The organism is Chryseobacterium lathyri (assembly GCF_030812195.1).
GTDB lineage: Bacteria > Bacteroidota > Bacteroidia > Flavobacteriales > Weeksellaceae > Chryseobacterium > Chryseobacterium lathyri_A.
Genome location: NZ_JAUSSF010000001.1, coordinates 1239602 through 1255010, shown reverse-complemented (window position 1 = coordinate 1255010; position 15409 = coordinate 1239602). Strand labels below are relative to the sequence as shown.

The following is a 15409-nucleotide window of genomic DNA, read 5'->3' as shown; positions in this document are numbered from 1 at the left end:
ATTTCTACAACAGGATAACCCGTTGATTACCTTAAAACCTCCAAAACTTACTTTGGAGGTTTTTTTATACAATAATAATTGCTTCACGGAATACTGTAAAAAACTATCTCTTTTATTCTACAAAATTTATGATAGTATAAATCAACTTTTAATTTGAGTCGTTATATTCATAGGTTCTTTAGAAGGATCTTCTCTGTTTACTATGATGAAGATATTTCTACAAATAATGCCAAACATTACTGGCTTTCGACATGCAATTGAAAATACAATATTGGATTTCTTGAATTTTTATTTGTGCACATAGAGCAATTGATTGTTCCCGATAGCCTTGTCAACAACTATTTGCGAATGAATTTTCGTGGTGTTAAATGAAGGAACTTTTAAATCTTCTTCATTAATGATTAAAGGGATTTCTGTACATCCCAAAATAATTCCTTCCACATCCTCTTCTTCTATCAGTTGATTAATTATTTTTATATATTCTTCTTTTGTTTCTTGCTTGAAAATACCTTTTCCGAGTTCATGGCCTAAGGTATAGTCTATATAATCTCTGATTTTTTTTGATTTGGGAACAACTACATCTATTCCCATATCCTGAAGCCTTTTTTTGTAGAAATCCAGCTCCATTGTGTATTTAGTTCCTAAAAGCCCAACTTTTCTTAGGTTTTGACTTATTATTTTTTCTCCTGTTGCATCAGCAATATGTATCAATTCAACCTGTGGAAAATTCTCTGTTAACTTGTCTACAATAATGTGTGCTGTATTGGCTCCCAGCATAATGATTTCAGCTCCGGCATTAATTAGATTTTGAACAATTTTTGAAAAATATTTTTCGAGTTCTTCCCAATCATATGCTATCAGTAGATTTTCAAAAACATCAAAATCTATGGAGTAAATTATAATTTCTGCAGAATGTAATCCGCCAAGTTTTTGATTTGTATACTCGTTGATGAGTTTATAATAATCAAGAGTAGAAGTCCAACTTATTCCCCCAACCAATCCTATTTTTTTCATTATTATTATTTATTTAATGTTATTCAAATCAAGTGCTCCTTAAGAGACTTGTGAAGCTTTTTCTTTCACTATTTGTTAGATGTCTTTTTTGTTAGTATTTACATTTATTTTACTTAATATTGCCTTGATCATTTTTAAGTACTGTCAACCCAAAACCGGAATAAGTACCTGTGTCAATATTCTACGAATTAAATATTCTTTCTCCAACAATAAAATAATCTATTTAATTTTTCCTTTTCACTTTTTAGTATAAAAGTCATGAAGTAGCACCTGCTACCTTCAAATATATAATCACAAAAATACATGGTCAAGATTGGGGATTTTATTCTGTTGCCTTTTTAATTCCAAATAGTAAAGATAGTTTTTTTTATTCAGGCCACATCTGTGCTAATAACAGATGTAGTATCTAAATCTGATAGCAACAACTCAATTAAAAAGAATTTAGATGTGGTATTTTTATACTTCAATATGCTGCTTTCTAGAATGGGATTTTATACAGTGATTGAGTTGATAAATGTTCATATTTACTTAAAAATAAATAACATTTTGTTTCTATCTTGTTTTTATAATGTAATACTTTCGATTACAAAAAAACTAATGCGGAGACTCTTCATGAATGTATGTGTAATATACGCAGGGTTTTAGTATATCAGCTCAGTAAGGAGTGTGGCAGAAAAACATCAAATATTCCACTCAGGATTTCCTGGGTCAGATTACCACAACAATTGATCAGTAGTACTGAAGTTCTATACAGTCCAAAAGCCAGCCGCTGGCAGACAGAAGCAAAACAACAGTTACGATTTTCACCTAATCAAACTGAATCAGCGGGGAAGAAGTCTGGGAAAAGTATTTCTCAGGACAAAACCATGATTATCTATTTCCAACCGTTACTACAGAGGATGGTGGAAGTTTAGTAGAAGATACTTCGTATTCAGGATAAGGTCAATCAGCAAAGGATTACTGTTGAATAATCTTATTCCAAATTTTAAAAACCAGAGTGGCATAAGGAATTTCAATTTTTGACTTATTGTTTTCTTTTTGCATAATTTGCTCTTGCGTTATTGAGTCCATCACTATGTTTTGCAATCCAAAACCACAAAGAGTAACCAGAACCAATAGACCACAGCCTGTTATCTCAAGGAGACGTAATGCCTGATAACTTGATCTCATATGGCATTAAATTATGGAAAAAGAAAACAATAAGTCAGACACAGTTGAAAAGACTGGATGATGAATTTCTTGGCAATTGGCTGAGCTTAACAAGGATTTTTTTTAAAATCTCATAAATCGATAATTAAAATTTGACTTATTTTGCAGGAAAAATATTATATATTGGACAAAACATTTCTGAAAGAAGAATTGATAAATCCAGAATGTAAAATAATACCCTTTAATTTTCACAATGAATATTTTAGTTATAGAAGATGATCGAAGAGTGGCAGAGCTCATTCAGAGAGGATTGGAAGAACATGATTTTTCTACTGAATTGGCTGTTGATGGACTTTCAGGAAAGACATTAGTTATAAATAAATCTTATGATCTAATTATCACAGATATTCTAATGCCGAAATTAAATGGTATTGATTTCTGCAAACAAATCAGACGGATAAAACCACACATCCCTATTATTATGCTTACAGCTTTAGGGACAACCGATGATAAAGTGGAAGGCTTTGATGCCGGTGCCGATGATTATCTGGTAAAACCCTTTGAAATGAGGGAATTAATTGTTCGTATCCGCGCATTATTAAAACGGGTTCCAAAAAATTCTGAAAAAGATTTTTTCTTGAAATATGCTGATCTTGAAATGGATCTTCAAACCAAAACAGTAAAGAGAGACACTAAAGAGATCAACCTTACTCCCAAAGAGTTTGATCTTTTGACTTATATGGTTCAAAATTCTGAAAAAGTATTGACAAGGACAGAGATTGCTGAAAAAGTATGGAATACTTATTTTGATACGGGAACCAATTTTATCGATGTGTACATTAATTATTTAAGAAAAAAAATTGACAAAGATTTTGAGCCTAAATTAATTCATACCAAGCCCGGAATGGGCTTTATACTGATTGAAAAATGAAAATAAGAACGCAGATTACCTTATTGTTCACACTTATTACAGTTTCAATTTTGTTGCTGTTTGCAGCTATTATTTATTTTTCAGCCAAAGAAAACAGAGAACAGGAGTTCTATACAGTCTTAAAAAAAGAAGCAGAAACGAAAGCCAATCTATTTTTCAAAGCTCAGGTAGATTCCAGGACCTTACAAAATATTTATAAAAATAATCGAATCACTATTAACGAGGTAGAAGTAGCGATTTATAATACATCTTTTCAATTATTATATCACGACGCTGTAAGCATTGATTTTGTAAAAGAAACAAAAGAAATGATTAATACAATTGAAAAAAAAGGAGAAACTCAGTTTTATCAGAAAGATTGGCAGGTAGTGGGACTTAGATATTCCTTTGAAGGGAAAAACTATATTGTAACTGCAGCCGCTTATGATGAATACGGATACAGCAAATTAAACAATCTCCTGAAAAACAGTTTACTGGTACTGTTTCTTTCTATATTATTTATATTCATGGCAGGCTGGATCTTCTCAAAAAAAGTATTCAAGCCTGTAAAAGAAATGACCGATAAAGTCAATAATATTTCAGCTACCAATCTTTACTCACGCTTAAATACGAAAAATAATAAAGACGAAATTTCAGAATTGGGAAACACATTTAATGGAATGCTAGACAGGCTTGAAAATTCTTTCGATGCACAAAAGAATTTTGTTTCCAATATTTCACATGAATTACGAACACCACTTTCTGCAATTATTTCAGAACTCGAACTAGCAATTGATAAAGAGCAGGATAATGAAGCCTATAAAAAAGCCATAAAAAGCTCATTAAATGATGCAAAAAAAATAGTCCGTTTATCCAACAGCCTGTTGGACCTTGCAAAAGCCAGCTATGATCCTTCTGAAATTGCTTTTAAAGTAATCCGTATTGATGAAGTTTTGTTGGACGCAAAACATCAGGTACAACAGGCAAATACAGATTACAAAATTGATTTACACTTTGAACATGATATTGATAATGAAAATCAAATTTCAATAAATGGAAATGAATATTTATTAAAAGTAGCCTTTGCCAATTTGTTTGAAAACGGGTGTAAATTTTCCAGAGATAAAGAATGTATAGCCTATATTTCATTTGATAATAATGAAGTGTTATTACAATTTAAAGATAAAGGAATTGGCATTTCTGCTAATGACCTGCACAACATTTTCACCCCTTTTTACCGTGGTGAAAACAAACAGTTTACTGATGGAAATGGTATCGGATTGTCACTTACAAAAAAAATAGTCCTGTTGCATAAAGGTAAAATTACAGTTGTTTCAAAACCGAATACAGGCACAACATTCAGTGTCGAACTCCCCAATCTGCTATAAATTCTAATGGAATTCTAATAAAATCCAGAAACATCTTTTTCTACTTTTGCCGCAGTAATTCATTAAAACGGAGCGATGCGAAAAAAGTATATTTATTTCCTCCTGTTAAACTTTTTATTTTCGGGTAGTATTTTTTCACAAACCCAAGTTACTTTACAAAAAGCATTACAGGCAGCCAGGGAAAATAACCCTGTTCTAAGAACCGAAAAATTCAATATCGGAATTGCGAAAAGCGATATCACGACTGCAAAACTAAGACCTAATCCTGTCTTGGGAGTAAATTATATCAGTACTATTAGAAAACAGGATTATGCTGAGAATACTGGTTTATTTAATTCAGCAAATACACAAACCAATCTGCAAATAGGAAAGACATTCCAAATAGCGGGCCAGCGCAAGAATGCAATTGACTTTGCCGAAAAAACGGCCGCTGCATCCGAAAAAAATTATAATGAAACTGAAAGAAACCTATATCTTGAAGTTGCCCATAAATGGATAGAAATATGGTCTGCACAAAAAAGGCTGGCTCTAATTCAAACTGCCAAAAGCAATATAGACAGCCTGGTAAACATCAATCAGTATCGTTATGCAAAACAGGTAATCACCCAAATTGATCTATACCGTACCGAATTATTAGGCAAACAGTATACACTTCAAACAAAAACAGCCCAACAGGAAATTATCAATAAACAAAAAGAACTGAAGTTTCTGCTGGGAACAGAAGAAGATGTAAATGCGGACATTTCTGATGATTTTTTATATCAAATACCATCGGATATAGATAGCTTGTTGCAGCAATCATTAAACAACAGAAGTGATATTTTATCGTCCAAATTAGCTATTGAAGCCGCTTCATCCAATATCAGACTGCAAAAATCTTTATCCATCCCAAGTCCCGAACTAGGCGTTGTTTATAATCCACAGAATACAATACCATATGTGGGAGCTTATGCTACTTTTGAACTTCCTTTTTTCTCGCGAAATCAGGGAGAAAGGCAAAAAGCAGTTCTTTTAAAACAACAAGCCGAGCAGCAACTAAATACAATTCATGGCCAGATAGAAACAGAAGTTGCCAATGCTTATGCAAATTATCAACTGCAAAAACAAACTCTCGAAAATTTCAAAAATATAAACATACAGGCACAAACTATTTTAAATAATGTGAAGTATGCTTACCTGCGGGGCGGAACTACGATGATAGATTTTCTGGAAGCACAAAGAAGCTGGCTCGAAACACAGCAACAATATTTTGAGGCTTTAGAACAATATAAACAAAGTAACATTCAATTGCTGTACGCAACAGGATTAATTAATCAATTGGCAAAATAATGAAAAAAAGCATTTATATAATTTCAGCAATGCTATTTCTAACTGCTTGTGGTAGTAAAGAAACTCAACAACCAGAAAAAAGCATAACACCCACTGTAAGTAACGGTGGACAAACGATTACTTTTCCGGATGCCAAAACCTTTACCTTCTTCAAAACAGAAAAAATAGCTTCGGGTAATATTAATGCAGATGTTGCAGCACCTGCACAAATTGTAGCCACAGTTGTTGAGAACAGGATCATCTTATTCAACGATCCTGAACTGAGTGCAAATTATACCGATTTAATGAACCGGAAAGCAAATATTGCGCAGAAGAAAGCCATTATTGCCCAAAAACAAGCTATTGTAGGACAAAAACAAGCGATCATCAGACAAAAACAGGTGGAAATAGAACGATTTCAGGATTTGTTTGCGCATGGTGCAAGTACAGGTAAAGAAGTTGCCGATGCAAGAGTGGATAAAATGGCCGCTGAAAGTGATAAGAATGCTGCCATTGCTGAAAAAGCAGCTGCTGAAACAGATCTGATAACCGAACAGAGCCTTATTCTGGAACAGCAGTCAAAATTAAAAATGGCAGGTTTTGACCCAGATGCCCTGCTTCGTGCAAGCAGAGGGAAAGCCTGGATTATTGCCGATATTCCTGAAAGCCAGGCAGGAAAGATTAAAGAAGGGGGCACTTGTAAAATAGTATTCAATGCCTTTCCGAATGAAAAGTTCACAGGACATATTGAAGATATGGCCGATGTTATAGACAATACGACCCGGATGATAAAACTGAGGATAAGTATAGATAATACAAATAATAAGCTGAAATCTGGGATGTTTGCTAACATTTCATTTGGGGTTAACGAAGGCGATTTTATCAGTATACCCAAAGGCTCTTTGGTCACGGTACAATCCAAAAATTATGTTTTTGTGAAAAAAGGTAATAATGTTTTTGAACGCAGAGAAGTACATGTTGGCAGTCAGGTGGGTGACAAAACTATTGTATATAGTGGTTTAAATAATGGAGATGAAGTAGCTGTGGAAGGTATAATGCAATTAAAGGGACTATCCTTTGGATATTAAAAAAAGAAATCATGTCAATTAAAGAAAAAATTTTAAATGGGGATTTTTCTGATCTTTTATATAGCCGAAATGAGAAAAATTATGTCCATCCATCAAATATTGCAAAAATATTTACTGAAATTCCCTTTGATTATGCTCTACAGGCATTTCAGGCTTTGTCTGCTTCAGACCAGGCTATTGTTTTCACTTATTTGGATAATTTCTTACAGAAAAATATTCTTAAAAGTATATCTCCTAAAGGGCAGGGACGTATTTTAAATGAGCTAAGTTCAGATGACAGGATCATATTCTTTTCATCTTTAAAAAGTTTAGAGCAGACCCATTTCATTAACCTGCTGAATGAAAAAAATAAAGATGACCTGCAAACAGCATTGGGGTATTCCACAAACAGTGTTGCCAGGATCATGAATACTGATGTGGCGACTATCCATCAAGAAATTACTATTGCAGATGCCATTGAACACCTGAAAAATAACCATAAGGATGATGAGACTGCCAATGTAATTTATGTGGTAGCCACTAATAATACATTAATAGATGACATTCCTGTCAGAAGATTAGTCCTGAATAATACAGATAAAAAAATAACCGATATTTTAGATGGCTTCTGTCCCAGTCTGACCATTACAGAAACTAAAGAAGATGCCGTTGAAAAATTCAAGCAATATGACAGAGTTGTTCTGCCTGTGGTAAATGCCGAAAATATATTACTGGGCGTGGTGACAATTGATGATATATTGGATGTTGAAGAGCAAGCCAATACAAGGGAAATTCAAAAGATAGGAGGTGTTGAAGAACTAGATTACCCTTATGTGGAAACTCCCTTTTTTGAGTTATTAAAGAAGCGGGCCAGCTGGCTGGTAATCCTATTCCTGGGAGAAATGCTTACGGCTACGGCAATGGGGTATTTTGATGGAGAAATTGAAAAGGCAGTTGTATTGGCCTTGTTTGTTCCACTCATCATATCAAGCGGTGGAAATAGCGGATCACAGGCTGCTACTCTTATTATTCGCGCTATGGCACTAAAAGAAATTGGACTGAAAGACTGGTGGTATGTGATGAGGAGGGAAATTTTATCCGGACTATCACTAGGTGTTATGCTGGGAACAATAGGATTGATCCGAATAGCAGTATGGCAAAACCTGCATTGGTACGATTACGGACAGCATTGGTTTTTATTGGCTGTAACCATTTTCTTTTCGCTGATTGGAATTGTCATGTGGGGAACTTTTAGCGGTTCTATGATACCCATTGTTTTAAAAAAATGCAAAATAGATCCGGCTACGTCATCCGCTCCATTTGTAGCTACTTTGGTTGATGTGACAGGCTTAGTGATCTATTTTACAATCGCCTCAATTATTCTGAAAGGAACAATACTTTAAACCTCAAAAATTATGATACAAGTACAAATATTTATAGACGCTGACGATTTAAAAGGAACACAATTAGTGTACGAGTTCATTTTGCAATTTTTAATTGTACAAAATATTAAAGGAGCAACCGTATTTCGAGGCAGATTAGGCTATGGTGAAAATCAGCGTCTTAACCGTCCGAACGATTTGTTTAGTTTTGACGAAACACCGATGATGATCACCTTTATTGATGAAGAAAAAAAGGTGAAAGCTGTATTAAGTGAACTTAGAAATCAGTATAAAGGAGGGTTTATTGTTACCCATCAGGTAGAAAAATGGTAAAAAAATGATCAAGAATTTACTCATATTCAGTTTAAGAAACCGTTGGGCGGTAATTGCTGCTAGCATTGTTACAATGGCTATCGGATTTTGGTGTTTTACACAGCTTAAAATAGAAGCCTATCCGGATATTGCAGACACCAATGTCATTGTCATTGCCCAATATGAAGGACGTGCAGCGGAAGAAGTAGAACAGCAGGTTACTATTCCTATCGAAAGAGCTCTGCAAAATACACCTAATGTCTTAGACCGCAGAAGCAGAACTATATTTGGACTGGCAGTTGTACAGCTTACTTTTAAAGATGGGACGGATGATTATTTTGCCCGCCAACAGGTTACTGAACGCCTTGCTGGCGCAGAACTACCTGAAGGCGTTGCACCGGAATTAGCCCCCCTTTCAACAGCAGTAGGCGAAATTTTCCGATACGTAGTGGAAGCCCCACCTACTTATAGCCAGGCACAATTGCGGGATCTACAGGATTGGGTTATAAAGCCTGCGCTATTACAGGTAGATGGAATTGCTGATGTAGCCACATTCGGCGGTCCTTTAAAACAATTTCACATCATTACTTCACCTGAAAAATTAAGAAAATATAGCCTTACTCTGCAAAATGTGATGGATGCTGTTAATGTAAATAACCAAAATACAGGCGGAAATATTATTGAAAGAGGCGGACAAGGTTTTGCTATTCGTGGTTTAGGTGCCATTAAAACTGAGCAGGATATCCAGAATATTGTATTAAAATCAGAAAGTGGTATTCCCGTCTTTGTACGTGATGTCGCTACTGTTGAAGTTACACCGCCACCGCCAAGCGGAGTTTTGGGCTATACGGTAACCAAAGAAAAAAAGGATGTAAACAGCGGTGTAGAAGGTATTGTACTGTTAAGAAGATATGAAAATCCAAGCGAAGTATTAAAGGCATTGAAAGAAAGGATGGCGTTACTTCAGGAAAACGATTTGCCTCAAGGTGTAACTTTACGCCCAATGTACGACAGGAGTTTCCTGATAGACCATTCCCTGGAAACTGTAGCTCATACTTTGTTTGAAGGAATTTCCATTGTTATTATCCTGCTGATTTTCTTTTTGGGAAGCATAAGAAGTGCATTGGTTGTTGCTTTAACTATTCCTTTCTCTTTACTTTTTGCATTTATATTGATGCGGCTTACAGGTATTCCAGCCAATTTACTTTCATTAGGTGCCATAGATTTTGGAATTATTGTAGACGGCGCCTGTGTGATGGCAGAACATCTGATTAGAAAATACCGAACCGCCACACCGGAAGAAAAACGGGAGGGTATTGTAAAAATTACCTTGCAGGCTGCACAGGAAGTCGGAAGGGAGATTTTCTTTTCGGTAACGATTATTATTTTAGCATATATGCCTATTCTCTTGATGACCAGAGTGGAAGGGAAATTGTTTTCGCCAATGGCTTTAACATTAGCTTTTGCAGTGATTGGTTCTATGCTGGCAGCACTTACGTTTATTCCTGTTCTCATTTCTTTCGCCTACCGAAAAAGCCTAGCAGATATAAATAAGCCAATTAAGGAGCATAAAAATTTCGTTTTGGATTTTCTTACAAAAATGTATGGGAAAACACTCGACTTATTCTTAAAATCATATAAGAAAACAACTCTTATTGGGTTTTCCGTTGTGCTTATATTAATTCTTTGTGGTATAAAATTAGGAACAGAGTTTTTACCTACTTTAGATGAAGGTTCTATTTTTTTACGGGGTAATTTCCCGGCAGGTATATCCATCCAGGAAAATGCAAAGTATGCCCCCAAAATAAGAAGTATTGTATCAAAATATCCTCAAATCTCTTATGTAATCACTCAGACAGGACGGAATGACGATGGTACAGATCCATTTCCAGCCAATAGAAATGAAATTCTTGTAGGTCTTAAAGATTATAAACTATGGAGTGATACTATATCCAAAAAGGATTTGGTTGAAAAAATAAAGACCGATTTACAACATCAATTGCCTTCTGTACAATTTTCATCAGGACAGCCTATTATAGATCAGGTAATGGAGATTGTAAATGGCAGTGCCGCTGATCTGGCAATCTCAGTAGTTGGGGATGATTTAAAATTGATGCGACAAAAAGCGGATAGTATTGCTGCGATTGCCAAAAAGATCCAAGGAGCAAAGGGGGTAAATATTGAACAGGAAGGTGCACAGGAACAATTAGCGATCAATGTAAACAGAGAAGCGGCAGCACGTTATGGGATCAATGTTGCCAATATTCAAAATATGATAGAAGCAGCTATTGGCGGAAAATCAATTTCAACACTTTACGATGGAGCCAAAAGATATAATATTGTGGTTCGCTTTTTACCTGAAAGCAGAAACTCTATTGATGCCATCAAAAACCTGTTAGTTTCTGCATCAAACGGAGCTTTAATTCCGATGGACCAGCTGGCGGATATTCACTTTGTAGAGGGACAAACTAATATTTACCGATACGGTAGCAAACGAATGATAACCGTTCGTACTAATATACAAGGACGTGACCAGGGAAGTTTTGTAAAAGAACTTCAATCCAAAGTTGAAAAAAGTGTTCAGGTACCCAAAGGGTATGATATAATTTATGGCGGTCAGTATGAAAATTTAGAACGTGCCGGAAAACAATTATTATTTACAATTCCACTTACACTATTGATGGTTTTCTTATTTCTATTTATGCTATACAGAAATTTGAGATATACTTTAATTACAATGAGTTGTATTTTATTTGCTTTGGGAGGCGGGATTGTAGCCTTGCTTTTAAGAGGGTATTATTTTAATGTCTCAGCTGGAGTTGGTTTTGTGAGCATTTTCGGAATATCCGTAATGGCGGGTGTATTGCTAGTCTCAGCTTTAAATAGAGGCACGCAGAATGCTGTAAACAGCCGGACAGTTGCTCAGGTTTCTAAAGAACAATTGCGGGCACTGCTTTCAATATTGGTAGTAGCTATCATAGGGCTTGTTCCTGCCGCTATTTCATCAGGTATTGGTTCTGATGTGCAGCGTCCACTGTCCACAGTAATCATTGGTGGTTTGACAAGTACTTTGGTTTTTGCACCGATTTTAATTCCACCACTGTATTTATGGTTGGGAAAGAGGGAATGATATGGAAATGTTGTGTCTATATCGTATTTTTTTTACCTCAGGGTATGTTTGTGATAATTTTATAATTTTTATTTTTTACAGGGTTTTTTGAACAGTCAGTTAATTTTGCAATTTAAATAATAGTTGGAGGTTTTTTCTTTTTAAATAATTAATGAAAGATGGATATTTAGCTAAAACTCCTCTGGTGATTCAGCCATAAGTATTCCTTCAGATATATTGTCATTTGATATGCTTCAGCAATTGAATTAGTTGCAGATAACGAAATGGAATTTTCTTTTCGCTGTATCTCTGAGTAAAATATAATTTCTTATCTTGTTTGTCAAATCAGATCTTCATAAATCTTGATCCTCTGTAGGTTAATAATAAATGCGGAGCTGTGGCAAACTCATGGCAACCATCGGATTAAAAGTAATAAATAGCTTATTTTCAGTTATTTCTATTATTAGGTTCGAATCCCTCTCTCCGCAATTTGGGAAACCAAATAAGCTAAAACGCTGTAAACATCAATGTTTACAGCGTTTTTTGTTTTGCGATATATCAGAATCAAATATATACGTAATAAAAGAGCAGATTAATGCAAATATTATCACTAAAAATTGCCTGTCTGCAACAACTTTATTAATATTGTGTTAATATGTCAAAAATTAAATTTTTGGAAGTTTTGGTTTTTCCTAAGGTATACAGAACGTTACTTCTTTTACTCCTTGTTTTTTTTTCTTGTAAAGAATCGCAGAAAACTTCAGACAAAATTAGTATCGGATTTTCACAGGGCTTGGGGAATCATCCTTGGAGGTTGGCAATGAACCATTCTATGGAGATACAGGCATCACTTCATTCCGAAGTAGAGCTTAATATACAGAAAGCAGAAAATTCTGTTAATAAACAGATTCAGGATATACAAAAAATGATTGATCGTAATGTGGATGTGATTATCATCTCACCAATTGATCCCGAATCCTTGGTTTCGTTAGTGGAAAAAGCAGCTGCCAAAAATATTCCGGTTATTTTGCTCGACAGGAAGATCAATTCAGAAAAGTATACGACCTATATCGGTGCTGACAACATGGAAATTGGTAAAGAAGCGGCAAATTATATTCTTTCAGATTCCAAGAATTATAAAAAAGTAATCGAAATTAAGGGGGATGATCATTCTTCTCCCACCATAGAAAGAAGTCTTGGCTTTCAGGAAATCGTCAAAAACAATCCCAACACAGATCTGATAAAAACATTCAGAGGCCTTCCAACAGGCGCTTTCAGAAAAACACTGGATTCCCTGGGAAACCAAAGCCTATATGTTTTTGCCTTTAACGATGAGCTTGCCACTAATGCGTGGCAGGTTGCACGGAATGCCGGTTTGGAAAATCAAATCAAATTTATCGGCGTTGACGGACTGAATACAAAAGACGGAGGAATACAGATGGTTCTGGACGGAAAACTGAACGCCACCTTACTTTATCCGACAGGCGGAGCAGAAGCGATCGAGACAGCAATTAAAATTCATAACGGTATTGCTGTACCGAAACGCATTAAACTCAGTACAACGATTATTGATCGGATGAATGCAGAAATTATGCGCAATCAGTTTGATAAAATTATTGAGCAGCAGGGAGTTATAGAAAATCAGGTACAGGCGATTAAAAAACAGATCGAGCTTTATTCTTCACAAAAAGAATTGTTCCGATGGTCTATAATATTGTTGATATTGATGTTTTGCCTGGTTGCCTATGCTATTTATCTAATTTATGCCATCAAGACAAAAAATAAGCAGCTTACGCTTACCAACGAGAGAATTACCATTCAGAGAAACCAGATTGAAACCATTGCCGATGAGCTGAAAGAGAGCAATGAAGCGAGGGTTAATTTTTTTACAGGATTATCTCACGAATTTAAAACACCTATTACACTTATCCTCAGTTCATTGGAGTCTTTGATGGATTCCGGCAAAACTAAAGGAACTAAACCATCCTATGAATTGGAGCTGATTAATAAAAATTCCAACAGATTGTTGCGGTTGGTCGATAACCTGCTGGATTTTAGAAAAATAGAAAACCAAACTTTTAACCTAAGAGTTTCCAGGACCAATATTTACGATTTTACGTATGCAATTTTCCGCGATTTTGAAAATGAAGCGAAGAAAAGAAATATCAAATTTGAAATTCATTCACAGAATAAAAATCTTGAGCTCTACATTGACAGAAATCTGATGGATAAAGTCTATTTCAACCTTTTGTCCAACGCTTTCAAATTTACACCGGATAATGGAAAGATTGAAATCACGATTCAGGAAAAAGGAAATCAGGCGGTCATCAGTTTCAAAGATAATGGAATAGGAATCCCTGAAAAAGAAATCAGCAACGTTTTTGAAGCTTATTTCAAAGGTTCCAACAACAGAAAAAACAGTTCAGGAATCGGGCTTCATCTTAGCAGACAGTTCATTGAGCTTCATCTTGGAAAGATAGAAGTGAGCTCTTTTCAGGGAACGGAGTTTACCATAAGCCTTTACAAGGGGAACAAGCATTTCAACGAAGACCAAATGGTAAAAGAGCATAGTCTTTCAGATGCTGAAAGTCTTGCAAAAGATGCTGTTTTTACGGGATTGGAAGATGAGACGATTACCCAAAATCAGGGATCTCAGGGCGAACGGTATTCGCTTCTTTTGGTGGAGGATAATTCGGATTTGTCCTTCTTTTTAAGCAAAAAGCTTCAGAATGAGTTTGAAGTTATGGTTTCTGACGGTACAGATGCAATTGATAAAGCTTTGAGTGAAATTCCGGATATTATCGTTTGTGACGTCAATCTTCCTGAAAAAAATGGCTTCGAAATCTGTGAAATTCTAAAAAACGACCTTCGTACATCGCATATTCCAGTCATTCTTCTTACTGCTTTGGATAATAAAGAATCTTACCTGCAAGGCTTGAAATCGGGCGTTGATCTTTATCTCACAAAACCTTTCAGTTACCCGATTCTGATACAGTCGCTGCGTGCGCTGCTTTACAACCGCGAAAAGCTACGCTATTACTATACTAATAATATCGGCAGAATTGTGGACAGCAAGTCGTTCGGAAGCATAGAGCAAACCTTTGTGAACAATCTGAACCAGCTCATCAAAACCAATATCGACAATCCCGATTTTTCCGTGGAAAATCTTGCAGACCTGCTCAATATTTCAAGAATTCAGCTTTACAGAAAAATAAAAGCGATGTTTGATGTGAATGTGAGCGATTATATTAACAATTTCCGTCTGGAACAGGCCAAATCAATGCTTCAAAATCCTGAACTGACGATTTCTGAGATTGCATACAAAACCGGTTTTTCTTCACCGAACTATTTCTCTACTGTTTTTAAAAATAAGTTTGGCGTATCGCCGAATGCTTTTAGAAAGTCTGCAAAGGAGTGATAAAGCATGTACGAAATCAAATGGTCACCTATTTGAATGTAACATTATAATAACAAACTCTGAAGCTATAATCTATATTTGATATCAATTTTTACATCTGATATTTTTACCATATTCAGCAGCAGCAAATCAAACTGCTGCTTTTTTATTACACGTTCTCAACAACGCGCCTTCATTCGGACAATAAACAGCTTTCCGCACGAATTATAATTCCTAAAGTTACTGGCCCCAAAAACCATACACCTTGACCTGTTTTTCGGTTAAAACTTTCATATCATAAATTGTTCTTAGATCTTAAAAACACAAAATACACGTAACATTTTTATAAAACAATGTTACATTTTTATAACCC

At 35.3% G+C, this 15409-nt stretch carries 10 protein-coding genes; 8 read left to right on the top strand and 2 right to left on the bottom strand.

Annotated features, from left to right (window positions below; translation table 11 throughout):
* Positions 1-288: 288 nt before the first annotated feature.
* Both J2T03_RS05625 and J2T03_RS05620 read right to left on the bottom strand, forming a co-directional pair.
* The gene (locus J2T03_RS05625; protein WP_307209966.1) at positions 289-1014 is read right to left on the bottom strand and encodes an aspartate/glutamate racemase family protein; all 726 of its coding nucleotides are present in this window, start codon (positions 1012-1014) and stop codon (positions 289-291) included.
* A gap of 957 nt (positions 1015-1971) precedes the next feature.
* Positions 1972-2184: a hypothetical protein gene (locus J2T03_RS05620; RefSeq protein ID WP_307209964.1), complete on the bottom strand. Its 213-nt coding sequence runs from the start codon at positions 2182-2184 to the stop codon at positions 1972-1974.
* Positions 2185-2416: 232 nt separating this feature from the next.
* On the opposite strand from J2T03_RS05620, the gene J2T03_RS05615 reads away from it, so the two are divergent.
* The 8 genes from J2T03_RS05615 to J2T03_RS05580 all read left to right on the top strand — a co-directional run bounded on the left by J2T03_RS05615 (position 2417) and on the right by J2T03_RS05580 (position 15057).
* On the top strand, positions 2417-3094 hold the full coding sequence (locus J2T03_RS05615) for a response regulator transcription factor (RefSeq protein WP_306841811.1): 678 nt from the start codon (positions 2417-2419) through the stop codon (positions 3092-3094).
* Positions 3091-4461: a HAMP domain-containing sensor histidine kinase gene (locus tag J2T03_RS05610; protein WP_307209962.1), complete on the top strand. Its 1371-nt coding sequence runs from the start codon at positions 3091-3093 to the stop codon at positions 4459-4461. The genes J2T03_RS05615 and J2T03_RS05610 overlap by 4 nt, the downstream gene beginning before the upstream one ends.
* A 75-nt stretch (positions 4462-4536) precedes the next feature.
* A complete protein-coding gene (locus tag J2T03_RS05605) occupies positions 4537-5790 on the top strand; it encodes a TolC family protein (protein WP_307209960.1) in 1254 nt (417 codons plus the stop codon).
* Positions 5790-6857 carry an efflux RND transporter periplasmic adaptor subunit gene (locus J2T03_RS05600; RefSeq protein ID WP_307209959.1) on the top strand — a complete coding sequence of 356 codons (1068 nt, stop codon included), beginning with the start codon at positions 5790-5792 and terminating at the stop codon, positions 6855-6857. The genes J2T03_RS05605 and J2T03_RS05600 overlap by 1 nt, the downstream gene beginning before the upstream one ends.
* Before the next feature lie 11 nt (positions 6858-6868).
* Positions 6869-8239: a magnesium transporter gene (gene mgtE / locus J2T03_RS05595; RefSeq protein WP_307209957.1), complete on the top strand. Its 1371-nt coding sequence runs from the start codon at positions 6869-6871 to the stop codon at positions 8237-8239.
* Positions 8240-8251: 12 nt separating this feature from the next.
* On the top strand, positions 8252-8551 hold the full coding sequence (locus tag J2T03_RS05590) for a DUF190 domain-containing protein (RefSeq protein WP_306841816.1): 300 nt from the start codon (positions 8252-8254) through the stop codon (positions 8549-8551).
* A gap of 4 nt (positions 8552-8555) precedes the next feature.
* Positions 8556-11660 (top strand): efflux RND transporter permease subunit, encoded by a 3105-nt coding sequence (locus J2T03_RS05585; RefSeq protein WP_307209955.1) that lies wholly within the window; start codon positions 8556-8558, stop codon positions 11658-11660.
* A gap of 634 nt (positions 11661-12294) precedes the next feature.
* Positions 12295-15057, top strand: a complete 2763-nt coding sequence (locus J2T03_RS05580) for a substrate-binding domain-containing protein (protein WP_307209954.1) — start codon at positions 12295-12297, stop codon at positions 15055-15057.
* The last annotated feature ends 352 nt before the right edge of the window (positions 15058-15409 follow it).

What these genes read in the sequence shown, in the direction of transcription:
- J2T03_RS05625 (WP_307209966.1), bottom strand. Translation starts at nt 1,014, where the DNA reads ATGAAAAAAATAGGATTGGTTGGGGGAATAAGTTGGACTTCTACTCTT.
- J2T03_RS05580 (WP_307209954.1), top strand. Translation starts at nt 12,295, where the DNA reads ATGTCAAAAATTAAATTTTTGGAAGTTTTGGTTTTTCCTAAGGTATAC.
- J2T03_RS05605 (WP_307209960.1), top strand. Translation starts at nt 4,537, where the DNA reads ATGCGAAAAAAGTATATTTATTTCCTCCTGTTAAACTTTTTATTTTCG.
- J2T03_RS05600 (WP_307209959.1), top strand. Translation starts at nt 5,790, where the DNA reads ATGAAAAAAAGCATTTATATAATTTCAGCAATGCTATTTCTAACTGCT.
- J2T03_RS05590 (WP_306841816.1), top strand. Translation starts at nt 8,252, where the DNA reads ATGATACAAGTACAAATATTTATAGACGCTGACGATTTAAAAGGAACA.
- mgtE (WP_307209957.1), top strand. Translation starts at nt 6,869, where the DNA reads ATGTCAATTAAAGAAAAAATTTTAAATGGGGATTTTTCTGATCTTTTA.
- J2T03_RS05615 (WP_306841811.1), top strand. Translation starts at nt 2,417, where the DNA reads ATGAATATTTTAGTTATAGAAGATGATCGAAGAGTGGCAGAGCTCATT.
- J2T03_RS05610 (WP_307209962.1), top strand. Translation starts at nt 3,091, where the DNA reads ATGAAAATAAGAACGCAGATTACCTTATTGTTCACACTTATTACAGTT.
- J2T03_RS05620 (WP_307209964.1), bottom strand. Translation starts at nt 2,184, where the DNA reads ATGAGATCAAGTTATCAGGCATTACGTCTCCTTGAGATAACAGGCTGT.
- J2T03_RS05585 (WP_307209955.1), top strand. Translation starts at nt 8,556, where the DNA reads ATGATCAAGAATTTACTCATATTCAGTTTAAGAAACCGTTGGGCGGTA.